This window comes from Actinosynnema sp. NPDC023794 (assembly GCF_040639675.1).
In the GTDB taxonomy this organism is placed as follows: Bacteria; Actinomycetota; Actinomycetes; order Mycobacteriales; family Pseudonocardiaceae; genus Actinosynnema; species Actinosynnema luteola.
Genome location: NZ_JBFAFR010000059.1, coordinates 1 through 22804 on the forward strand (window position 1 = coordinate 1; position 22804 = coordinate 22804).

Here is a 22804-nt window from a genome sequence, read left to right on the forward strand (position 1 = left end):
GACCAAGATCCTGCCCGCCACCGACCTCACCGCCTGCCTCACCCCCCAAGGCCTGACCAGCGTCAGCGGCACCACGACCTTCACCACCGTGCTGTAAACCCGTCGGCACCGCGTGACGGGCACCGCGACAGCCACACCCGATCGACAGCAGTCCACTTGCGAACGAGGAGGAACCAATGCCGAACTACATCGTCATCGGCTCGGGCGGACCGATCGTCATCGTCATCGAGTTGGGCGGCGTGGAGGTCTCGTCCCTGCGCCCCACCGACCTGGAGAAGCTCGACGTCGCCGCGACCGCGACGTGAACCGCACCGGCTGACGGCACCTCGGCGCCGGGCAAGCCGGCCGATCAGTCGAACCGTGCCGGGCGATCACCACGGGAGCCCACCGGACGAAGATCCGGCCCTGTGTGTCTCTTCTCGGCGAACCTGGCGGAGTTGATGCGGGGGGTGACCTTGCGGCCCACCAGTCGGGGATGGCGTCGTCAGCACTCATCGTTCCTCGCGTGACGCGGCGGATTCCGGGAAGGGCTTGTTGTGGAGGTGGAATCCGGCCGACTCGCCGTCCCCTGACCCCGCGCGAGGAGAATGGGCCGGTGACCGACATCACCGACCTCACCGCCGAAGCGTCGACCGGCACCCCCTCCGACGGCATCGACCAGGTCGTGGCCGGCGGCAGACCGCACACCATCGGCAGCTTCCGGTTCCACTTCGCCGACCAGCGCTGGGAGTGGTCCGACGAAGTCGCCCTGCTGCGCGGCTACGCGCCGGGCACGGTGCAGCCGACCACCGAGTTGCTGCTGTCGCACAAGCACCCCGCCGACCGCGACACCGTCGTCGACACCCTGGCCACCGCCGTCCGCGACGGCATCCCCTTCTGCAGCCGCCACCGCATCATCGACGCCACCGGCACCGAACACCACGTGCTGGTCGTCGGCGACCGGCTCCACGACGCCACCGGCGCCACCGCGGGAACCACCGGCTACTACGTCGACCTCGCCCCCGGCCTGGCCGACGACCGCCGACAGCTCCTGGACCAGACCGTCCCGACCTCGTCGACGCCCGCGCCCGCATCGAGCAGGCCAGAGGCGCGCTGATGCTGGTCTACGGCATCACCGCCGACCAGGCCCAGGAGACCAACACCAAACTCCGCGACCTGGCCGAGAAATTCACCACCGCACTGACCAGCCTCGGCGGCGGCCCGCTCCCACAACGCGCGCAATTCGACCACCTCCTGCTCACCATCCACCAGCACCCCGACCCGCCCACCACATAGCCATCGGCGCAGGTCCGACAGTCCCCCCGCCCCCGCACGAGGCGACCCGCCCCGACCCGGCTCCCCACCAGAGCGGGCGACGGTCTGCCGGCTTCCGCCACGTCACCTGCGAACCCACCAGCCGTACCGCCACTTCGCGTGCGAAACCGCCAGTTCAGCGGCGAAGCGACACTGTGCCGCTCGAAAAGTCATCGTCACTGGCAGAGCAGTGCAGACGCCGCCCCGCCGGCCGGTCGTGGGCGCCGAAGGGCCGGACGCCGGTGGTGCGGGTGACCGGCAAGCGGCTGCAGGTCAACGTCATGTGCGCGGTCGCCTCGCGTGGTGCGTTGTGGTTCACCGTGTTCATCGACCGCTTCACCGCGGCCGTGTTCACCGGCTTCCTCGACCGGTTGGCCCCCCAGACCGGCCGGAAGGTGCACGTCATCGCTGAGCGGCACCCGGCGTACCGGAGCAAGGCGGTCCGCGCCTGACTCGAGGCCGGCGGCGATCGGGTCGAGCTGCACCCGATGCCCGGCTACAGCTCCGAGCTCAACCCGAACGAGCTGCTCAATGCCGACCTCAAGCGCAACGTCAACGCCTCACCGGCCCACACCGTCGACCAGCTCGCCCACGAAACCCGACGGTTCCTGCGCCGCCGCCAGCGCCGTCCGCACATCGTCCGCGGTTCCTTCCGGGCCCCGCACGTCCGCTACGCCATCATGTAGGCAACCGAATGCTTTCAACTCAATAACCACATGTCCGGTCTGCCGCAGCTCGGCAGTGATTGAGGAACACCGTGGTGCCGGCCGCCCCACCGTGACAGGACAGAATCGCCGTGTGGGACGCTGAGGAGCGGGAAGCGCTCCTCCCCCGACGTCGTCAGGTGACGTTGTCCGGTGAGCGGTCGTGCTCGGCGTGCTGGGCGACCAGTGCCACGACGTCGGTCACGGCGTGGTCGCGGCGGAAGACACCTCGCTGCCGGCTCGCACCGTTGCCGTTGGTGATCAACTCGTCCACGAGCGTCTTCACGGCCTGCAGCTCGCCCGTCGTGGTCAGCGCGGGTTCGACGCGGCGCAGCAGACGGCGCAACAGATCGACGGCCGGAACGGGCCGGACGGTGTCCAGGTCGACGCCCACGCCGTCCAGTCCGTCACGCGCGGCACGCCAGTACGCCATCCGCAGCGCGTCGTCGCTGACGCGAGGTGCTTCGAAACCGTCCCGAATGGACTGCAACGACGTCATGACCAGCGCCCGCACCAGGGCGGCGAACAACACAGCCTCGTCCACGGTGGACTGAACGTCGCTCACCCGGACCTCCACGGTGGGCAGGTGGGAAGAGGGGCGGATGTCCCAGTAGACCATCTTCTCGTCCAGCACGCTGCCGGAGCCGACGGCCATGTCCACGGCGGACTCGTAGTGCGCGAGCGACTCGAAGTACGGCGGGGCGCCGGCGCACGGCCAGCGGCCGACGATCACCGACCGCCAACTGGCGTAGTCGGTGTCGACGCCGCGGTGGATCGGCGAGTTCGCGGTGAGCGCCAGCAGCACGGGCAGCCACGGCCGGACGTGGTTGCAAACCTGGACCGCGGTCTCCCGGTCGGGCACCTCGACGTGGACGTGGCACCCGCACACGACGTTCTCGGGCGCGAGCTGCCCGTATGCCTTGTTGATCCTGTGGTACCGCGGGTCGTCGGTGATCGGCGGTCCCGGTGCGTCATCGGCCAGGGCGGTGCCCACGGCGAGGAGGCTGCCGCCACACCGCGACGCCGCCTCGGCGGCGGTGGAACGCAGGAACGTCAACTGCTCGCGCACCTCCGCCATGGTCCGGCACACCGGCGTGTTGATCTCCACCTGTGCCCTGGTCAGCTCCAACTCCAGCGCACCGCCCAGATCACCGGCCACCTCCACGACATGGGCGCTGATCGGGAGCAGGTGCCCGGTGGACAGGTCCGCCAGCAGGAACTCCTCTTCCACGCCGACTGTCGGCACACCGGGCACACCCGGATCCGCAGACCACAGCACAGGGGAAAACGACGCCATCGCTTGCCTCGCTCACACGTTTGATCACCGCCGGTCGGGACCGGGGATTACCCGCAGTCACCCATTGCAAACCGATGGCCCGTTCGGACCACGAACGGATGGTCGGTCGACACAATCCGCCACATTCCCGACACCGGACCGTGCTCCGGTCGACTCACTGTTTCCGCGCGAAGTGGTTGGGAACGCGCGTTGCGCGTGCGGCACGACGAGGGAGGCACCATGCGGGTCACGAGGCGATGTCTGCGCTCACGATCCGCGGGCATGCCGGGTACAAAGGCACGCCCGGCGTGTCCCCGGCGGCGCAAGGACTGGCCCGGAACCACGTCCTGACCGTCCGGTACGCCGCCGGGCCGAGTCACCGGCAGGCGTGTCGGTGTCGGCACCTGGAGCAGGTCGAGCGACACGCCGATCCCCGGCGGGCACACCCAGCGGGCCGGACGGGTCAGTGGGCGAAGTCCCAGCGGGTCGCGCCGTGCGGCTCGGCGGACACCACGCCGACCGCCCTGTGCAGGGTGAGGCGGTACAGGTGCCAGCGCGCGGGACCGGCGCTGGGCGCGGCGAACGGAGCCGTGAGCGCGTCACCCTCCACCGACGCCGGCCAGCCACCGGAGCGGTGGACGGTGGCCACGCGCGGACATCCTCCCCTACACCACAAGCGACCCTGCTCCTCGGATCGCGAGCCGGAACCGTTGTGGCGCGTGGTGTTGGACCGGAGCCTGCGCGCGGTGAGGGAGGAGCAGGGCAGCCGGCTGGTCGACGTCGCCGAGCGGGCCGGGATCTCACCGCAGTACCTGTCAGAGATCGAACGCGGGCGCAAGGAACCGTCCAGCGAGATGATCGCCGCGGTGACCGATGCGCTCGGTGTCGAGCTGGTGGACCTGCTCGCCGGGATCGCCAGTACGCCAGGCGCCGCCGCGGCGCGGGTCACGCGGTGGGACGACGGCCCGCTGGACCCGTGCTCATGGCGGCGTGAAGGCACGATCTCAGGCCCGGTGTTCCAGGACGCGGTCCGCCAGCCCGTAGCGGACCGCGTCCGCCGCGTCGAACACGCGGTCCCGGTCGGTGTGGTGGCGCAGTTGCGCGACGTCGCGACCGGTGTGCAGCGCGAGGATCTCCTCCAGCTGGGTGCGCACGCGCGCCACCTCGTCGGCCTGGAGGATGCGATCCGGGATCGCACCGCGGCCCTGTGCCGTGGGCTGGTGCAGCACCACGCGGGTGTGGGGCAGCACGAAGCGCCGCCCGGCCGCGCCCGCGGCCACAGCACCGCCCCGGCGCCGGCCGCGACCGGCTGACCGGCGCACGTCGTCGCCACCGCCGCCTTGATGTAGCGAACGGTGTCGTACAGCGCGAGCATCTCGGACGGGTCGCCGCCTTCGTTGTTGATGTAGAGGTTGATCTCGAGCTCCAGGTCGTCCGCCTCCAGGTTCCGAAGGGGCCACGGGTGTCGGACTGGGCCCCGGTCGACGTCCGCCCGCTGCGCAGACCGGGATGGCATCCGTGCGGTCCACGAACAGGTCGACGTGCTCGCGGCACTCGACACGGCGGCCCGGGTCGCCAAGGCCGCGGGCGGCGAAGGCACGGTAATCCTGGCCACTCCGGCTTGTCCACGAACGACGTCATCGACTTCCGGCAGGAGGGCGTACTCGACGCCGCCCCGGACGACCTCGCGGCCTACCTGGACACCAAGTCGATCTTGCCGGACTTGCGCGGGTTGACGGTGTTCCTCGTCGGACTCGGTGAAACGGCGCCGCCGCAGGAATCCCTGTCGCGACCTCACCGCACGAACGTCGTGAACATCTGGTCGTCGATCGCCCGCAACGGCGGAGCGGCCTGCGGGTCCGCCATCGACCAGCCGAGAACCACGGAGGCGCCGGACGACATCCCGCAGGTCGCCGCCGCCCCGATCCCCGCGGTGCCCGGGTTCGTACCGGGACAGATGGGAGAGTTGCTGCTGCCGAACGACCTGCGGACCGGATTCCTACCTGACGAGCCGTTCAGCCCGGACCCGGCCGCCTTCAACGATCCGACGGCGGTCGGTGCCATCCTGGAATCGGTCGTGGCCTGGTTGAAAGGTGCACCGACACGCCGCGTCACGGTCACCGGAACCACCGCGGACACTGGCCCACTGGACGGCCAACGTGCGATCTCCGCGCCCGAACTCGTCCAGGCGGCAGAACGTCGTCAGGTCAGGAGGGCAGAAGGGAGCGTCGTGCACGTCGAGGTCTTCCGGACCGGTTGGTGTAGGAACCCCCATCATCGGAAGGCCTCGACGCCTACCCACCCACCGACGCGCCACCCGACGCCCTCACGCCGCTACACCTCGGATCGGATAGGCCCCGCGCCCGGATTCGGGTGCGGGTCACGATGTCCCGTGTAGGCGCGAAGACGACGACCTACCAGACGAGTCCGTCCAGATGGTTATGGCCGGAAAGCAGGAGAGCGATGCGGCCCTGCGCCGCTTCGCGCATGTCAGGCAGGGGGTGGTGTGCGTATAGCGCGAGCTCCCCTGCATGTCGTAGAAGAGCAACCGCTCGCGCAGATGCTCGCGCTCGAACAGCTCCGTTACGCGCCGTGCAGCCATCCGGGGACCTCTGTGAGTGTGGTCTCGTCGAGCCCTCGTCCGTCGGGTACGGGTGGGTACTCTCGCGCCTTCGCGCACCAGCGCAGGATGGTGTCGAGCTCGACATCCGCCGGCTGAGCCAACGCCTCCGCGAAGTCGATAAGACCGGTGACGCGTCCTTGGTCGACGATCACGTTGGATCCATGTAAATCACCATGGACGAGGACGGGTTCGTCGGCGGCGAACAACGCCGGCCGCTCCTGGATCCAATCGGCGACGTCCGCGAGCAGGTGCGAGTCATGACCGGGCAGTCGCCGGGCAGCCTCGACCTGCTGGAGCGCCGCACTCACCACGGGTGGGTGGAACGCAGGCCACGGCTTCCCGGCGAGCGCGTCGGCCAGCCAGGGCGGCAGCAGGCCCGCCGGGACAGGAACCCGGTGCAGGGCGCGCAACGCAGCGCCGAGGCTCTCGATGATTGCTTGGCGCGTGGGCAAGTCCGCCGCCGGCCACGCCTCGTGCATGGTTCGGCCGGGCAGGCGTTCGGAGATGCACCACGGCCCGTCCGGGCCGTCGCCGTGGGCGAGGTGCCGGGCGTGTGGGACCTCGCTGCCGGCGAGCAGGTTGACGACTGCAGCCTCGTGGCGAAACGAGTCGCGGAACTGTCCATTGCTCAGTCGTACGACGTATTCGTCGCCGACCCACACGCGGCTAACCCAGCCGGCCTTTGGAAGTAAGCGCCCGGTTCCCGGCAGACCAGCCGCCACCAGCGTCCTCAGCAGCGCCGGATCGGTAGCCGGCTCGTCGACGAACGGTGTTGATCGGCCGCACACGCACCAAGTCTCGCACCGCCACACCCTCAGATCGGATGAGCCCCTCAAGGTCGGTACGGACGTCGCGATCACCGGCTTCGACGGCGGCGCTGTCGGCCTGCTGACCGAACCCACCCTGACCACCGCCCGCATCCCCGTCGAACGCATCTCCCGCGAACTGGTCGTCCGCGCCTGCGCCGGGTCGAGCACGGCCGTGACGACGAACCCGGCCTCCTGGTGCCCACTGAGCTGGTGCGCGGCCGCAGCGCCTGACGTGCCGGCACGGACCCAGGCTCCAGGTGGAGATCAACGCCTTCTTCACATCAAACTGTGCCGCCAATTGAAGACCTACATGTAAACGTCGACGGTCCGAAGGGGAATCTACACAGACACTGGAGCTATATCCCGAAGTCTCCGCGAACGCCTATGCGGAGCAACACGGATCTCGCCTCCGAGGTGGGCTCGGACCCACCTGGACAGGCGGCGGAAGTTGTTGCTATACATAACGCATGCACTGCCCCTTCCACTGTGGAGATGGGCCGCAGCCCACGTTTGCGGGCCAACAAGCTCGGATACGTGTGTTACCAGACGGGGTCGTTTCCACATTACCTGGAACCGATCCCGTGTGGTTTCTTTTCCCAGGTGAACGCGGTCAACCGCCCCTTGATAACGACCTTGTCGCCACTGGACGCCGGCCGCCGGGCTCCCGGCGCACGCACTGCTCGCCGAACCGCCCGGCCGGGCCACCGGCGTCAACGGCGGCCGGGGCGGCTCGGCCTACCTGACCGCCCCCGGACCACGGCAGGTACGGCGAGAACCCGACCGTCGGCACGGGCACGCCGATCGCGGCCGGTGCCGCGCTGGTTAGCGTGCCGCCCAGCGCCTACCGACCCGAACTGTTAGTCGCCTTTCACTTATCTGATACGTTGGGGAAACCGACACGATCATGGGAGGAGACGGGCGATGGCGGAGGCGCCGGAGGTGCCGCTGGAGATGCGGCGGGACGGGTTCGACCCGGTCGAGGAACTGGCCCGGGCCCGGGACGGCGAGGGTGTCGTGCGGGTGGTGACGCCGTTCGGGCAGCCCGCGTACCTGGTCCTCCGCCACGAGGATGTTCGCGAGGTACTGGCGGATTCGACCCGGTTCAGCAATGCCCTCACGCCGTTCGCCGCGGCCGGTGACATGAGCGAGGACGAGCAGGAGAAGATGCGGGCCGGGTTCCTGCTCACGTTCGACCCGCCGGAGCACACGCGGTTGCGGCGGATGCTCACCCCGGAGTTCACGATCCGTCGGATGCGCCGGCTCGAGCCACGGATCGTGGAGATCGTCGAGGCGGCGCTGGACGATCTGGAGCGTGCCGGCAAGCCGGCCGACCTGGTGTCGAACTTCGCGTTGCCGGTGCCGTCGCTGGTGATCTGCGAGTTGCTGGGCGTGCCGTACGCCGACCGCGCCGAGTTCCAGGAACGTTCCGTCCGCCTGCTGGACATCTCGTTGTCGGTGGAGGAACAGGCCGCGGCGATGCGGGAGAACCGCGTCTACATGGAGAGCCTGGTCGCCCACGCACAGGCGGACCCGGGCGAGGACATGCTGGGCATGCTGGTGCGCGAGCACGGCGGCGATCTGAGCACCGACGAGCTCATCGGCATCGCGGGCCTACTGCTGCTCGCCGGGCACGAGACGACCTCGAACATGCTCGGTCTGGGCACTCTGGCCCTGCTGCGACACCCGGGCCAACTCGCCCTGATCCGCGAGGATCCGGCGCGGGTCGAGCCCGCCATCGAGGAGCTGCTGCGCTGGCTGTCCGTTGTGCACTCACTGCCGCCACGCACGACCACGACCGACGTGGAGATCGCCGGCCACGCCATCCCCGCGGGTTCACTGGTGATCCTCTCACTTCCCGCCGCCAACCGCGACGGTGGTTTCATCGGGAATCCCGACGCCCTCGACATCGCCCGGGGCGCCCTCGGACACGTCGCCTTCGGCCACGGTGTGCACCACTGTCTCGGGGCGCCACTGGCACGCATGGAGATGCGCGTCGCCTTCGCGGCCCTGCTGCGACGCTTTCCCGACCTCGCACTCGCGGACGAGCAGGCCGACTTCCGGGTCTTCAGCGCCGTCCACGGGTTGAACTCGCTGCGGGTGACCTGGTGAGAGCCGACGCAGCCCGCAACCACGAGCGAATCGTCGCCACCGCGGTCCTGGCGTTCGAGGAGGTCGGGCCGCAGGTGACGCTCGAGGAGATCGCCGCGCGCGCGGACGTGAGCGTGATGACGGTCTACCGCCGCTTCCGCGCGCGCGACCAACTCGTCAAAGCCGTCTTCGACCACGTCCTCGCCACCGAGCTCGAGCCCATCACGGCGGTGCACACCGACGACCCGTGGCAGGACCTGGTCGGAGTGCTCGAGGCCGTCACCGAGGTACTCGCCCGGCGACAGGCCATCATCTCACTCGCCCACGAGTTCGAGGCGTTCGCGAACGACAGCACGCATCGCTTCCTGCTCGCCGTCGAACCCGTGCTCCGCCGCGCCATCGACGCCGGCGTGGTGCGACCGGAACTGCTGCCTCGCGACCTGAACGCGATCACCTTCATGAACCTGGCCACGGTGCACCCCGGCGACCCTCACGGCGACGACCGCAGGCGCTACCTCGCCCTGCTCGTCGACGGACTGCGCCCATCGCCGACCACCCTGCCCCCGCCCTCACCCCACGACTACTTCGCACCACCCGAAGCGGACGAACCGGCACCATGACCAGCCGACCGCTCGCACGCACCGGTATCCACATCTCCCCCGTCGGCCTCGGCGGCTCGCAGTTCTCCGACGGAGGCCGCAGGTCGTTCGTCCCGGTCCTGCTGCGGTCACAGGTCACGCCATCATCCAGACGGCCCTGGACGGCGGGATCAACTCGTTCGACTCCGCCGAGGAGTACGGGGGGCCTATCGGAACGCAGCCTCGCCGCCGGGCTGCCCCCACCGGGCCCGGAGCACGGCCAACTCTCAGCCACATCAGGAAAGGCGCACGATGAACGGCACGATCGAGACTCGGAAGGCGGCCGATGCCGCGGTGCGGCGCCTGCGGGCGCACAACAGCGAGGTCTGGGTCACCGGTGAGCGGCTGTCGGCCGACGTGCCTGGGGCTTTGCGACGGCTGGCGGCCCGGTGCGATGTGCTGCTCATGGCCGCCGACGTCCCCCAGGAAATCAGTGAGGTTCCGACTTGTATATGGGTACCGGTCGGGCTGGCTGGATGATCACTCATCTCAGTAGCCCGGAGGACAACCCACGATGCCCGAGCGGTACCCACCCGAGTTCCGGCGCAAAGTCCTCGACCTGGTCGCGTCCGGCCGCCGCGTCGCCCAGGTCGCGGCGGACCTCGACATCAGTGACCAGACGATCTACGCGTGGCGCCGCGAGGAACTCATCGACTCCGGGCAACTACCCGGCACCACCAGCACCGACAACGCCGAGCTGGTCGCGGCGCGCCGCCGAACTGCTCAAGGAGGGCAGCACCCCAAAAGACGGTACGAGGCGATCACGGTGATCGCCTCCGACGGGCGGTCGATCCAACTCGCCTGCCGCGTGCTCGGGGTGTCCGAGTCCGGCTACTACGACTGGAGGCCGCGCTCCCTCGCCACGGGCGATCCCCCAGGCATGCTCGTCGATCTGATCCGCGAGATCCACGTCGAGTCGTTCCAGGTCTACGGCGCCCCACGAGTGCACGCCGAGCTCACCCTCGGCCGCGGGATCACCGTCGGACACAAGACCATCGCGCTTCTCTTGCGCCGCAACGGAATCAAGGGCCTGCCCAACCGGCGCAGGCCCCGGCCGAAACACGACACGCCCACCGCGGTGGATCTGGTCGACCGCGACTTCACCCGAACCTCACCGAACCGGTTGTGGGTCACCGACATCACCGAACACCCCACCTGTGAAGGAAAGGTGTACTGCGCGGTCGTGCTCGACGTGCACTCCCGCCGCGTCGTCGGCTGGTCGATCGACTCCAGCCAGACCGCCGCCCTGGCCACCAACGCCCTCGGCATGGCGATCTCGAACCGGTCCCCGCTGCCGGACACGGTGATCCACTCCGACCACGGAGTCCAATTCACATCGTGGACCTTCACCAGGCGTGCCAAGGAATCCGGGCCTCTACCGTCGATGGGTTCGATCGGCGACCGCTATGACAATGCCATGATCGAATCGTTCTGGGGACGCGTGCAGACCGAACCGCTCGACCGCCGACGACGGCGCACCCGCCTCGAGTTGGCCAACGCCCTGTTCGAGTACCTCGAGATGTTCCACAACCGCCGCCGACGCCACACCGCACTCAGGATGCTCACACCGATCGAGTACGAACTCCAACACGCCAGAATCGCTCCAGTAGCCTGAACTCCAGCAACCCGACTCCGCCAAACGGGGTGAGGATCAGACCTTTTCTCGGCCCCGCACCTCGGACCCTGATCGAATTCTCGAGTCAGTGGAATCACGGCCGGCGCGCCGGCCTGGCGAATTCCAGGCGAGCGGTGAGGCGATTTCATGCTAACGGGGCAGTGTTCGGCCGGACCGCACGGGTACACGACGGTGACCGCGGACAATGCGACGAACAGGTGGTAACCATGGGCGCGGACGACTCGAACGACCTCCGGATCACCGGAGCGCGGAACGCGGACGACCTCTCCCGGCTGAGCCAGCTCGCCGCGGCCATGGTCACCGAGCAGGACCGGATGATCGGGTTCCCGGTCAACCTCGACTTCGACTGCCGCCCCCTGGCCGATTTTCTCCGCCTGCACGCCAACAACGTGGGCAACCCGCGGGCCGAAAGCGATTACCGGATCGACACGAAGCCCTTCGAGGTCGCCGTGCTCGATTTCTTCACCGACCTGGCGGGCGGTGATCCGGAGAGCATTTTCGGATACCTGACCAGCGGCGGGACCGAGAGCAACATCTTCGGCGTGTACGTGGCGCGGGAACGCTACCCCGACGCGGTCCTCTACGCCTCGGAAGAAGCGCACTACTCGCTACCCAAGATCGGCAGGCTGCTGCGGATGCCGTACGTGGCGGTGCCGACCACGCCGACGGGCACGATGGACACCACCGCGCTGGCCCGGGAGCTGGCCCGGAACCCGGGCCGCGCCGCGGTGGTGACGGTGACGATCGGCACCACTGGTCGCGGCGCGGTCGACGACCTCCCCGCGGTGCGCCGGACGCTGCTCGACGCCGGTGTGGAGCGCTTCCGGGTCCACGCCGACGCCGCCTTCGGGGGGCTGCTGGCCCGGTTCGGACCCGACGAGGTGCCCTGGGGCCTGTCGGCGGGCGCCGACAGCGTGGCCATCAGCGGCCACAAGGTGATCGGCTCACCCATCCCCTGCGGAGTGGTGCTCGCCCAAGCCGACGACGTCGAGCAGATCCGGGCGGAGGGCGTGGCGGTCGGCTCCGACGACGACACCATCACCGGCTCGCGGGACGCGTTGTCGCCGTTGGTCCTGTGGTACCAGCTCCGCGAGTTGGGCACCGACGGGCTGACCGAACGCGTCCGGCGCTGCTACGAGACGACCGACTACGCCTACCGGCGGCTGGCCGAGCTGGGGCGCGACCCGGAACGGGCCGCCCACTCGACCGTCGTGCTGTTCGACGCGCCACCGGAGCCGTTGTGCCGCCGTTGGCACATGGTCTCCGACGGGACCCGCGCGCAGTTGGTCGTCATGCCGCACGTGACCACCGGCCACATCGACCGGTTCTGCGAGGAGCTGGCCGACGCCGGACGGGCGCGCGACGCGGAGGGCGGATCGTGAGCGACCAGGTCCTGCTGGTCGCCGACCGCGTGTGGGACGGCGTCGGCGACCGCCCCGTCCCGCGCTTCCGCGTGCTGGTCCGCGACGGGCGCGTCGCCGAGGTGGGCGAGCACGTGACCGCGCCGGCCGGCACCGAGGTCGTCGAGCTGTCCGGGCACACCCTCCTGCCCGGCTTCATCGACTGCCACGTGCACGTGGTGGACGAGAGCCTGAACACCGCGCCGGTGGCCGAGCAGGCGCTGCGGGCGATCCCGCCGCTGCGCACGTTGTTGGCCAACGGGTTCACCACCGTGCGCGACCTCGGCGGCTCCGACCAACCGATCAACACCGCCCTGCGGGACGCGATCGCCGACGAGGGGTTCTGGGCGGGCAAGCCCGCGGCGGTCCGCGAGAAGCTGCACGAACACGCGGACCACGCGCGCGCCACCGCCGCCCTCGTGGCCGGTTCCGACGTGGTCCTGGCCTTCGGCACCGACGCCGGGCTGTTCCCCTACGAGGAGAACTGGAAGGAGTTCCCCACCATGGTGCGGCTCGGCGTCGAGCCGGTCCGCGCCCTGCGCGCGGCGACCAGCGTCGCCGCGGACCTGCTGGACCGCCCCGACCTCGGCCGGGTCGAGCCCGGGGCCACCGCGGACCTGGTCGCCGTGCCGGGCGATCCCTTCGAGGACATCGAGGTCACCGGGCAGGTCGGTTTCGTGATGCAGGCGGGCGCTGTCGTCCAGCACCGCGAAGGCGGCGTGTCCCGGCTCTGACGACGTCGTGCCGCAGCTGTCCGGGCTCGTGCGGAGCATCCCCTCGAAGGCCCCAGTGGCAGCAGCACACCGATGGGGACGCGCCGGCCTGGGACCACTCGTCAGGCGTGATGTCGTGGCCGACCTCGCGGCGGGGCGAGTTCCTGCCGCAACTGGACGGCACGATCGTCACCGCGGCCCTGCCGTCCCTGCGCGCCGACCTGGGCGTGGACGTGGCCGCGACGCCGTGGGTGCTCAACGCGTTCTTCGTCGCCTTCGGCGGCCTCCTGCCGCCGGCCGGGCGGCTCGGCGACGTGCTCGGCCACCGCAGGGTGTTCCTGGCCGGGATCGGTCTGGTGACCGTCGCGTCGCTGGTCGCGGGCCTCGCGCCGACGTTCGATGTCCTGGTCGTGGGCCGCGTGCTGCAGGGCGCGGGCGCGGCGATCGCCGGTCCGACCGGCCTCGCCCTGCTGGCCGTGCTGTTCCGGGGCGAGCGACAGGCCAGGGCGTTCGGGGCTGCACTCCACCGTGACCGGGCTCGGCGCGGCCTCGGGCAAGGTCCTCGGCGGTCTGCTCAAGTCGGTCGGTGAGTGGTGGTGGAGCCTGCTGGTCAAGGTGCCGATCGGCGTGGTGGTCATCGCACTCGCGCTGCGCGCGGTAGGCACCCGCGACGAGGACAGGCGGGCGCGGTCGCTGGACGCGCCCAGCGCCGTGCTGGTCACCCTCGCGCTCACCGCAGGGGTGTTCGGGCTGGTCCGGGCCGGCCGAGGACGGGTGGCTCGGCACGGGGCCGCCGGCGCCGGTCGCGGTGTCGGTCGCGCCGGTCGCCGTGCTCGTCGTGGTCGACGGGCGGGCCGCCGAGCCGCTGCTGCCGCGCCGGGTCTTCGCCGGCCGGGCCCGCGTCGGCGCGTTCCTCAACCTGCTGCTGCTCGCCTCGCTCCTGACCGGGTTCTTGTTCTACACCGGCCTGTACCTCGCCGGGCCGCTCCGGCTCAGCCCGGTGCGCACCGGGACCGGCGATCCTGCCGTTCGGGCTCGCGCTGCCGGCCGGCACCCAGTTCCTCACCGAGCGCGTCGCCGGCCCCCGCCCGGAGGTCCGGGCGGTCGTCGGGCTGGTGCTGGTGACCGCGGGCTTCGGGTGGCTGTCCCTGCTGGACGGCGACAGCACCTACGCCGCGGACGCGCTGCCCGCGATCATCGTGCTCGGCATCGGTATCGGCGTCGGCGTCGGCTTGGCGATCGTCCCGTTCACCGTGATCGCGCTGTCCACCTCCGACCCGGCCGCACCGGCGTCACGGCGGGCATCCTCCAGACCCCGACCATCGGCGGCTCGATCGGCCCGGCCGTTCTGCCGCTGCCGTTCTCCGCGGGCAAGGGCCGGGTCGTCGACGTGATCTCCTCGGTGTTCGCTTGGAGCACCGCGATCGCCGTGCTCGGCGTCCTGGTGTCGCTGGTGTTCTGGTTCGGGCCGGGCACCCGCAGACCGAGCAGGGCCGACCCCGCGGTGGTGCCGCCCGGTAGCCTGGGCCGAGCGGCGCCACCAGCCGGTTGGAGGCATCAGAGTGACGGCCTACGTGGCCCAACGGCCCAAGCGCGCGGACGGGCGGCGCAACTACGACCGCATCCTGCAAGCCGCGAGGGAGACGTTCGACGCCTGCGGCACCGATGCCGCGCTGGAGGACATCGCCCGTGCGGCGGGCGTCGCCATCGGCACCCTCTACGGCCACTTCACCACCCGCGAGACCCTGATCGAGGGGTCGGTGCGCGAGAGCCTGGACGCCCTGCGCGCCGGCGCCGAACACCTCGCCGAGGCCGTCGCGGACGACCCGGTCGGCGCGCTCACCACGTGGATCCACCAGACCGTCGCGCACTGCAGCACGTTCCGCGGCCTGGTCGGGTTCCTCGCGGCGAGCACCTACGACGAGGGCACGCCGCTGCACCACTCGTGCGTCGAGATGCACGCCGCGGGCGGCGCGTTGCTGGCCCCTGCCCAGGAAGCGGGCCAAGTGCGACCGGACCTGACCGCCGAGGAGCTGTTCACCGCGATCGCGTCCGCCGCGTGGGCGCGCGAGAGCTCCCCGCCGGGGCGGGATTACAGCACCCGGCTGATCGAGCTGCTGATCGACGGGTTCCGGGCGGGCGTGCGCTGACGGTTCAAGCCTGGCAGCCGCGCGGTGGCCGGTACCGTTGCGGTCCCGGATCGCCGGTGACGGAGGGCTGTTGCCCGGTGGTCGGGTGAAGGGACGAAATCGTGGCCGAAGACTCCGGTGGTGGTGCGTTACCGACGGGCGGTGTGGTCGGCAGCGCGGTCCACGGCCCGGTCGCGGGTTCCGTCGTGCAAACCGGCCAGGTCCACGGCGGTGTGCACGTCCACGTGGAGTCGTCCCCTGCCAGTGACCGACAGCCACCCCGCGAACTGCCCGCGGACACGCCGTTCTTCGTCGGCCGGACCGAGCACTTGGCCCGCCCGGTGGACGCTCGGGCCCGTTCCCCGTGGGTGATCAGCGGCATGGCGGGCATCGGCAAGACGGCGCTCGCCGTGCGCTGGGCCCACCACCTCACCGCCGACTACCCGGACGGCTGCCTGTTCCTGGACCTGCACGGTCACACGCCGGGGGTCGGGCCGGTGAAGCCCGGAGCCGCCCTGGACCGGCTGTTGCAGGCGCTGGGCGTGGCCCGGGAGCGGCTCCCGGTCCGGACCGCGGACAAGTCCGCGCTCTACCGCTCGCTGCTCGCGGGCACCCGGACGGTGGTCGTGCTGGACAACGCCGCCGGGGCCGACCAGGTCCGCCCGCTGCTCCCGGGCACGCCCGGCTGCCTGGTGCTCGTGACCAGCAGGCGCCACCTGGCCTCGCTGGACGACGGCCTCGCCGTGCCGTTGGAGGCGTTGCGCGAGGAAGACGGCCTCGACCTCCTGCGTCGGATCTGCGGCGCGGAGCGGGTCGACGGCGACCGCGGCGCGGCACGGCGGATCGTCGAGCTGTGCTCCGGCCTGCCGCTCGCGATCCGGATCTGCGCCGCCCGGCTGCGCGCACGGCCCTCGTGGACGCTCGCGGCGCTGGCCGACCGCCTGGCACGGCAGACCGGCGACCTGGCGGAGCTGGATGACGGCGAACGCAGCGTCGCGGCCGCCTTCACCATGTCCTACCGGGAACTGACCGACGAGCAACGACGGGTGTTCCGCCTGTTGGCCGCCCACCCGGGGGCGGACTTCGACGGCTACGCCGCCGCCGCGCTCACCGGTCGGACGCTCGACCGCGCCCAGCAGGCGTGCGAGTCGCTCGTCGACGCGCACCTGCTGGTCGAGCCCGCGGCCGACCGGTACCGCTTCCACGACCTGGTGCGCCGGTTCGGCGGCCACTTGACCGCGGTGCACGGCACCCCGCGGGACCGGCGTGCCGCGCTCGTCGCGTTGTTCGACCACTACCGGCACACCGCGGCGGTGGCTATGGACCGCATGTCCCCGGACGAGAAGCGGCACCGCCCCGCAGTACCGCCCGCCGACTCGCCGCGCCCGCCGTTGCCCGACGCGGCCACCGGTCGGGCGTGGCTGGACGCGGAGCGGGGCAACCTGGTGGAAGTGTGCCGGCGCGCCACAGCGCTGGGGTTGCCCCACCACGCCGTCGACCTGGCCGCCACCCTCTACCGGTACCTCGACGTGCACTGCCACCTGGCCGACGCGGTGGTCGTCCACATGTGCGCCCACAACGCGGCCAGGAGCGTCGAGGACCGCCACGCCGAGGCGGAGGCGTGGACGAGGCTGGGAACCACGCAGTGGCAGCGCGGTTGCTTCGGTGATGCGGCCGAAGCGGGCACCCGCGCGCTGGAGTTGTTCCGCGCGCTCGGCGACCACGCGGGCCAGGGCCGGGTGCTGAACTCGCTCGCGATCACTCTGTGGCGCCAGGGCCGCTACCGGCAGGCCGAGCAGCGCAGCCGGGAAGCCCTCGAAACCCACCGCGCCGTGGGCGACCGGGCCGGGACCGCACGCGCCCTGGGCAACCTCGCCCTCGTGCACTGGCGCCGTGGCCGCCTCGACCGGGCCGTCCACCGCAACCGGCAGGCGTTGGCGCTCTACCTGGAACTGGACGACCTCCGCGGACAGGCTCGGGCGCTGGGCAACATCGGCAACGTGCGGTGCCGGCAGGGCCACCACGGTGAAGCGGTGGCGCACCACCACCAGGCACTCGGCCTCTACACCGCCGTCGGCGACCGGGCGGGTGAGGCCGACGCGCTGGCCAACCTCGGCGTGGCCTTCCAGCACCAGGGGCTGCACCGCCAGGCCGTGGACCACCACCACCGCGCCCTGGCGCTGTTCCGGGAGATCGGCGACCTCAACGGTGAAGCACGCGCCCACAACGGTCTCGGCGAGCACCTGCTCACGACCGCTGCCCCGGTCCGGGCGCACGCCGAACACCGACTCGCGCTGGACCTCGCCCGCTACACCGGCGACCGCCACGAACAGGCCCGCGCCCACCACGGGCTGGCACGGGCGTGCCGTGCGCTGGGCGACGGCACGTCGGCCCGTCACCACGAACTCCGAGCGGTCGAGGCGGCAGCCGAATAGGCGGGCGGATCCGGTCGGGTTGTTGCTAGAGTTCGCCCGGCCGGCCGCGGGACTCCGGTGCGACTTCCGGAACCCTGTGCCTGCCGCCAACTCATCCATGCAGGTTGAAGCCGTGCGTAGCGTGAGGGGTCGAGGTGCTCCTGGGTGCGGCTGCACGCCCGCCGCGCCCTCGGCTGACGCGGCATGATGACCGGCTGTGCTGCTCCGACTGGCCTACCTGGGCATGACCAACGCGTTCGCGCTACTGCGACTGCTGCCCATGAGCGACCGGGATAAAGACACGGAGATCCTGGCGCTACGGCACCAGATCACCGTCCTGGAACGCCAACTGGGCCAGACCCGGCCGCGGTTCTCCCCCGGCGACCGCGCGTTCCTCACGGCACTGCTGCACCGACTCCCGGTCGGCACGCTTCGTCGGCTCCGATTACTGGTGCGCCCGGAAACAGTCCTGCGCCGGCACCGAGACCTCCTTGCCCGCCGTCATGCAGCCAGATCCCGTCCCAAGCGTCCCGGCCGCCCACGAACCATCCGCTCGATCCGCCTCCTGGTGCTGCGCCTGGCACACGAGAATCCCGGCCGGGACTACCGCCGCATCCATGGCGAGCTGCTCGTTCTCGGCATCACAGTCGCCGCCTCCACCGTCTGGCAGATCCTCAAAGACGCCGGGGTCGCCCCGGCTCCCGAGCGCACCTCGACGACCTGGTCGGCCTTCCCCCGCTCACAGGCCGAGGCGCTACTGGCCTGCGACTTCTTCGAGACCCGCACGTTGAGCGGAGCCCGCCTACATGTACTCGCCGTGATCGAGCACGCCAGCCGCAGGATCCGCGTCCTCGGCGCCACCGCACACCCGACCGCCTCCTGGGTCACCCAAGCCGCCAGGAATCTCGTCATGGATCTCGAAGACGCGGGCAGCACCGCACGGTTCCTGATCCGCGATCGGGACGGCAAGTTCCCGACGTTGTTCGACGCCGTCCTCGCCGACACCGGTGTCCAGGTCGTCCTCAGCGGCGTCCGCATTCCGCGGCTGAACGCGATCATGGAGCGCTGGATCCACAGTTGCCGCCGTGAACTCCTCGACCGAACGCCGATCTGGAACCAACCGCACCTACTCCAGGCCCTGCGCGAGTACGAGCGGTTCTACAACACCCACCGACCCCACCAGGGCATCGCCAACGCCCGACCACTACACGCGCTACCACAGCCAGCCACCGACCAAGCAGCGGTCACCCGACTCGACATCCGCCGACGGCAACGACTGGGCATCCTCAACGAATACCACCACGCCGCCTGACCTGCACGGACGACATTTTCGGCAAGCACACGGCCCGGCCCGGGTCCTGGTGGAGCACTGCCGACATCTCACCGAACAGATCGACACGCTGTTCATCGAGATCACTGCGCTCGTCCCGGGACTCGCTCGTCCCGATGGGCGTCCACGGCTGCTGGCCACTCACCGCGGCCAAGATCCTCGACGGCCTTGAGGTAAGGCCCGTGGATACCTGGCGGGCAGGTCTGCCCTTTCCTACTTCGCGGATTCGGCGGATGGGGCTGGTTGGTCGCCGTCATTGTGGGCATCGAGTTGTCGCTGCAGTCGTGCGGCGACTTCGTCGCGGCCTTGTTCCCTGTACAGCCCTAGCGCCTCCTGCCACACCGCTTGGGCGCGTTTGTGCTGGCCGAGGGCGACATACGGGTGGCCCAATCCCTCGAGACAGATGGCGATTTGGTAGGTGCTGCCGAGGTCGCGGTACAGGGTGAGAGCCTGGACGTAGTGGCGGACAGCCTGATCGTGGTGGCCGGTGTGGTGGTCGATGTAGCCCAGGCAGTCCAGAGTATTCGCCTCCCTACTCGGGTCGGAGTGGCTCCGGTACAGGGTGAGTGCGGCCTGGCAGTGGTCGCGGGCCTGGTCGTAGTCGCCGATCCGGGCAGCACTCCACCCCACACTGCTGAGTGCCCAGGCTTCCCACACAGGATTGTCGAAGGTGCGGGAGATACGCAGGGCGTGGGTGGCGTGCTCCAGTGCCCGCCGGTCGTCCCCCCGCTGCTCCCACGCCCACCCGAGCGTCCTGTGGGCAAGGGCGTGGTTGGTGTGGTCATGGTGGTGTTCGGCCAGGGTGAGGGACTGGTGCAGGTGCCCGATCGCCTCGTCGTGCAGTCCCAGGAGGACGTAGGCGTTGCCGAGGTTCCGGTGAGCCCTGCTGTGGACGGCGGGATCGTGGAGGTGTTCGGCGGCGACCAGGCCAGCCTGCCAGACGGCGAGCTTGTCATGGAGGTGTCCCCGCCGGAAGCTGAAGATGTTCAGGGTCCAGGCCAGTTGCCACACGGCCTGGTGCCAGCGGTAGGTGGTGGCGGTGTGTTGAGCGGCCAGTAGGCACGGATATTCGGTGTCGAACCAGGCCAACGCAGCCCGACTGTCGGGCAGCGGGTGGGGGTGGCAGCCCGGTGCAGGCGGGTCTAGCCGCTCGGAGGGACGGTGGGGGTCCAGGAGTTGGTCGGCGGTGTGGGCGGTGTGCAGGTAGAAGTCGACCGCCCGCCGCAGCGCCGCTTCCCGCACGTGATCGGGTACCTGGTGGTGGGCGGTGTCGGTGGCGTAGCGGCGGATCAGGTCGTGCATCGAGTACCGGCCTTGCGCGTCGCGGCTGAGCATTGATGCCTCCTCCAGGCTGCGCAGCACTCTGGCGGCTTCAGCTAGGGGTAGACCGGTGAGGCTGGCGGCGGCGGGCAGGCCGATGTCCGGGCCGGGTGCAATGCCGAGTAGCCCGAACACCTCCTGCCGCTGGGTGGTCAGGGCGCGGTAGGACCAGGACAACACCGTGGACAGACCGGTAGTGGGGTCGTCGTCCTCGAACGCGTCCAGACCGAGGTCGCGCAGTTCTGCGGCGAACTCGGCCAGCGGGATGCGCGGGCGGGTATGGACGCGGCCGGCGATGATACCCAGCGCCAACGGCAACCCTCCGCACAACCGGATCAGCTCGGCCACCGCCTGCGGTTCGGCTGTCACGCGCGCCGCTCCGAGGCGTCGGGCCAGCAGGGCATGAGCCTCGCCATCGCTGAGTGTGTCGAGGGTCACGTGGTGTGCGCCGTGCCTGGTGATCAGGCCGGATAGCGTTTTGCGGCTCGTCACCAGCACAGCGCATGAGTCCCCACCCGGCAGCAGCGGGGCCACCTGGTCGGTGTCGGCGGCGTTGTCTAGCAGGATCAGCATCCGCCTCCCGGCGACCAGGCTGCGGTACAGCGCTGCCTTGGCGTCCAAGTCGGCGGGAATGCGGTCGGGGGCGACACCCAGTGCGGTCAGGAACCCGAACAGCGCGACGTCGGGCACGACGGGCTGCTCGGTGGGGCTGAACCCGTACAGGTCTACGAACAGTTGCCCGTCGGGGAACTGTTCGGCGTGGCGGTGCGCCCATGCCAGGGCGAGCCAGGTCTTGCCCATCCCGCCGGCCCCGCCGATCGCGGAGATCACCACCGTGGCACCGGTTCCGGTGTGCGAACCGGTGCCGGCCAGCCGCGGCCCCTCGACCGGCTCAGCGGTCAGCGCCTGGTCCAGGCGAGCCAGTTCGGTACCTCGGCCGGTGAACCACCGTGGTGATGCGGGCAACTGCCGGGGAACCGGCTCCCCCGCCGGCGGCGCTGCCTCGCCGCCGATCGCCACCAGGGGTGGAGCGAGGGCGGGGTCGGTGTCGAGGATGCGCTGGTGCAGGTCCTGCAGTGCGGTGCCGGGTTCGGCGCCTAGTTGCTCGATCAGCCGGTCGCGCAGTCGCCGGTAGTGGGCGAGGGCGTCGGCGGTGCGTCCGGCGCGGTGCAAGGCGAGCACGAATTGGGCGGCGACGCGTTCGTCTAACTCGTTCTGATCCGCCAGCGCAGATAGTTCGGGTAGCAGCTCGGTGTGCCGGCCGCAGCGCAAAGCGACGTCGATGCGGTCGAGCCGGGCGGCGACGTGTTCCCGCTCGAGGCCGGTGCGCGCAGCGGCCAGCCACGGGGTGTCCAGGTCGGCGAACGGCTCACCCCGCCACAGCCCCGCCGCCTCCTCCTGTAGTGCCAGCGCCTGTGCGTCTTCTCGCCCGCGTGCCTGCTCCACGAGTCGGCGGAACCGATGCAGGTCCACTGACTCGGGATCCACCTCCAGCACGTACCCGCCGCCCCGCCGCACGACCGCGACATCACCAGTCGGCGTCAGCACCCGTCGTAGCCGCGACACATAGTTGCTCGCCACCTGCCGTGCCTTGTAGGGCAACCGATCCGCCCACACACGATCCAGCAGCTGCTCCACCGTGACCACCCGGTTCGCCTCCACCAGCAGGACCGCCAACACGCACCGCTGCCGTGCGTGACCAACCTCCACCAACCGGCCATCGACCCGCAGCTCGACCGGCCCGAGCACACGCAGCTCTGCCCCCACGATGTCCACCTCCCCGCACCCCCTTTCGTACTCCGCCCGCACACCGTCTAACGACCGCTGACCAGGCGATTGCCAGAACGCGGTGAAGCCACGACGCACCCGGAGTCCACCGTGTTCACCACGTCCGTATCAGCCGACGAGACCGACCGCGAAGGAGAGAGCCAGGTGCTCACCGCGCAACGTGCGATGGCTTTCTGCGCAGCGCTCGCCACAGTGGAGGGCCGCCGTAACGGCTCCGCCACAGGCCAGGGCAGCCGTCTCCGCACAGGTCTCGATGACGAAGCCGAGACGTCGACGAAGCCCGACTCCGGCACAACATTCTTTGGTCGCCCCCGTGGTGCGCGTGTTCTCGTCGTGCCGAGTGCAACGGAGGTCCGCGTGCTCAAGACGCGCGCCGCTGAGATCGGCGCCGCCGAGGTCCGCGCCAAGGCCCTGGAAGTTCCACAACATGGAAGACTGCTTGTCCCACTCGTCCGGATCGTCACTGCGGTCGACGTACCTGAGGTCCGCTTCAGACAGGTAGGCATCGCTGAGGTCGGCGCCCCTGCGGAGGTCAGCGCCACTCAAGTTACAGATCTTGAAAGACCAGGGTTGATCGCGTGGTTCTCGGCGTGTCCTGCGCGGTTGTGACCGGCATGGGGTCTACGCAGGGGTGATGAGGTAC

The 22804-nt window shown here is 70.4% G+C and carries 22 protein-coding genes and 2 pseudogenes; 18 read left to right on the forward strand and 6 right to left on the reverse strand.

The window, feature by feature from the left end; translation table 11 throughout:
- Positions 1-176 precede the first annotated feature (176 nt).
- From AB0H12_RS43760 to AB0H12_RS43780, 5 genes are all read left to right on the forward strand, one after another.
- Complete coding sequence (locus AB0H12_RS43760) at positions 177-305, forward strand: hypothetical protein (RefSeq protein WP_499632263.1); 129 nt, start codon at positions 177-179, stop codon at positions 303-305.
- A gap of 290 nt (positions 306-595) precedes the next feature.
- Positions 596-1096: a PAS domain-containing protein gene (locus AB0H12_RS43765; RefSeq protein WP_499632266.1), complete on the forward strand. Its 501-nt coding sequence runs from the start codon at positions 596-598 to the stop codon at positions 1094-1096.
- Entirely contained in the window at positions 1096-1275 is a 180-nt protein-coding gene (locus AB0H12_RS43770; protein ID WP_499632269.1) for a hypothetical protein, read from the forward strand. Before AB0H12_RS43765 ends, AB0H12_RS43770 begins: the two co-directional genes overlap by 1 nt.
- A gap of 173 nt (positions 1276-1448) precedes the next feature.
- Positions 1449-1745: a transposase gene (locus tag AB0H12_RS43775; RefSeq protein ID WP_499632272.1), complete on the forward strand. Its 297-nt coding sequence runs from the start codon at positions 1449-1451 to the stop codon at positions 1743-1745.
- A 36-nt stretch (positions 1746-1781) separates the two neighbouring features.
- Positions 1782-1979 carry a transposase gene (locus tag AB0H12_RS43780; RefSeq protein ID WP_230573019.1) on the forward strand — a complete coding sequence of 66 codons (198 nt, stop codon included), beginning with the start codon at positions 1782-1784 and terminating at the stop codon, positions 1977-1979.
- A 154-nt stretch (positions 1980-2133) separates the two neighbouring features.
- On the opposite strand, the gene AB0H12_RS43785 is transcribed toward AB0H12_RS43780, so the two are convergent.
- Entirely contained in the window at positions 2134-3243 is a 1110-nt protein-coding gene (locus tag AB0H12_RS43785; RefSeq protein ID WP_499632276.1) for a carboxylate-amine ligase, read from the reverse strand.
- 493 nt (positions 3244-3736) lie between these two features.
- Positions 3737-3922 (reverse strand): hypothetical protein, encoded by a 186-nt coding sequence (locus AB0H12_RS43790; RefSeq protein ID WP_499632279.1) that lies wholly within the window; start codon positions 3920-3922, stop codon positions 3737-3739.
- 97 nt (positions 3923-4019) lie between these two features.
- On the opposite strand from AB0H12_RS43790, the pseudogene AB0H12_RS43795 reads away from it, so the two are divergent.
- Positions 4020-4127 (forward strand): annotated as a pseudogene (locus AB0H12_RS43795) (helix-turn-helix domain-containing protein); the annotation flags it as partial.
- A 150-nt stretch (positions 4128-4277) separates the two neighbouring features.
- Here AB0H12_RS43795 and AB0H12_RS43800 read toward each other — a convergent pair.
- Positions 4278-4789: pseudogene (locus AB0H12_RS43800) on the reverse strand (ClpP family protease).
- Between the two features lie 105 nt (positions 4790-4894).
- On the opposite strand from AB0H12_RS43800, the gene AB0H12_RS43805 reads away from it, so the two are divergent.
- On the forward strand, positions 4895-5671 hold the full coding sequence (locus AB0H12_RS43805; protein WP_499632324.1) for a hypothetical protein: 777 nt from the start codon (positions 4895-4897) through the stop codon (positions 5669-5671).
- A 185-nt stretch (positions 5672-5856) separates the two neighbouring features.
- On the opposite strand, the gene AB0H12_RS43810 is transcribed toward AB0H12_RS43805, so the two are convergent.
- Positions 5857-6873, reverse strand: a complete 1017-nt coding sequence (locus AB0H12_RS43810) for a phosphotransferase family protein (protein ID WP_499632282.1) — start codon at positions 6871-6873, stop codon at positions 5857-5859.
- A gap of 753 nt (positions 6874-7626) precedes the next feature.
- On the opposite strand from AB0H12_RS43810, the gene AB0H12_RS43815 reads away from it, so the two are divergent.
- The 11 genes from AB0H12_RS43815 to AB0H12_RS43865 all read left to right on the forward strand — a co-directional run bounded on the left by AB0H12_RS43815 (position 7627) and on the right by AB0H12_RS43865 (position 19035).
- Positions 7627-8814, forward strand: a complete 1188-nt coding sequence (locus AB0H12_RS43815) for a cytochrome P450 (RefSeq protein ID WP_499632285.1) — start codon at positions 7627-7629, stop codon at positions 8812-8814.
- On the forward strand, positions 8811-9413 hold the full coding sequence (locus AB0H12_RS43820; RefSeq protein ID WP_499632289.1) for a TetR/AcrR family transcriptional regulator: 603 nt from the start codon (positions 8811-8813) through the stop codon (positions 9411-9413). The genes AB0H12_RS43815 and AB0H12_RS43820 overlap by 4 nt, the downstream gene beginning before the upstream one ends.
- Positions 9414-9683: 270 nt before the next feature.
- A complete protein-coding gene (locus AB0H12_RS43825; RefSeq protein ID WP_499632292.1) occupies positions 9684-9911 on the forward strand; it encodes a hypothetical protein in 228 nt (75 codons plus the stop codon).
- Positions 9912-9945: 34 nt separating this feature from the next.
- Complete coding sequence (locus AB0H12_RS43830; RefSeq protein WP_499632295.1) at positions 9946-11046, forward strand: IS3 family transposase; 1101 nt, start codon at positions 9946-9948, stop codon at positions 11044-11046.
- A gap of 227 nt (positions 11047-11273) precedes the next feature.
- The gene (locus tag AB0H12_RS43835) at positions 11274-12449 is read left to right on the forward strand and encodes a histidine decarboxylase (RefSeq protein WP_499632298.1); all 1176 of its coding nucleotides are present in this window, start codon (positions 11274-11276) and stop codon (positions 12447-12449) included.
- Positions 12446-13201 (forward strand): amidohydrolase family protein, encoded by a 756-nt coding sequence (locus AB0H12_RS43840; RefSeq protein ID WP_499632301.1) that lies wholly within the window; start codon positions 12446-12448, stop codon positions 13199-13201. Before AB0H12_RS43835 ends, AB0H12_RS43840 begins: the two co-directional genes overlap by 4 nt.
- Positions 13202-13311: 110 nt before the next feature.
- Positions 13312-13770: an MFS transporter gene (locus tag AB0H12_RS43845; protein WP_499632304.1), complete on the forward strand. Its 459-nt coding sequence runs from the start codon at positions 13312-13314 to the stop codon at positions 13768-13770.
- A 525-nt stretch (positions 13771-14295) separates the two neighbouring features.
- Positions 14296-14574, forward strand: coding sequence for a hypothetical protein (locus AB0H12_RS43850; protein ID WP_499632307.1), 279 nt, complete (start codon positions 14296-14298; stop codon positions 14572-14574).
- A 168-nt stretch (positions 14575-14742) separates the two neighbouring features.
- Positions 14743-15330 (forward strand): TetR/AcrR family transcriptional regulator, encoded by a 588-nt coding sequence (locus AB0H12_RS43855; protein WP_499632310.1) that lies wholly within the window; start codon positions 14743-14745, stop codon positions 15328-15330.
- Between the two features lie 101 nt (positions 15331-15431).
- Complete coding sequence (locus AB0H12_RS43860; RefSeq protein ID WP_499632312.1) at positions 15432-17744, forward strand: ATP-binding protein; 2313 nt, start codon at positions 15432-15434, stop codon at positions 17742-17744.
- 196 nt (positions 17745-17940) lie between these two features.
- Positions 17941-19035, forward strand: coding sequence for an integrase core domain-containing protein (locus tag AB0H12_RS43865; protein WP_499632315.1), 1095 nt, complete (start codon positions 17941-17943; stop codon positions 19033-19035).
- Between the two features lie 231 nt (positions 19036-19266).
- Here AB0H12_RS43865 and AB0H12_RS43870 read toward each other — a convergent pair whose 3' ends face one another.
- Both AB0H12_RS43870 and AB0H12_RS43875 read right to left on the reverse strand, forming a co-directional pair.
- Positions 19267-22149, reverse strand: coding sequence for an AfsR/SARP family transcriptional regulator (locus AB0H12_RS43870; RefSeq protein WP_499632318.1), 2883 nt, complete (start codon positions 22147-22149; stop codon positions 19267-19269).
- A gap of 120 nt (positions 22150-22269) precedes the next feature.
- Positions 22270-22707 (reverse strand): pentapeptide repeat-containing protein, encoded by a 438-nt coding sequence (locus AB0H12_RS43875; RefSeq protein WP_499632321.1) that lies wholly within the window; start codon positions 22705-22707, stop codon positions 22270-22272.
- Positions 22708-22804 lie beyond the last annotated feature (97 nt).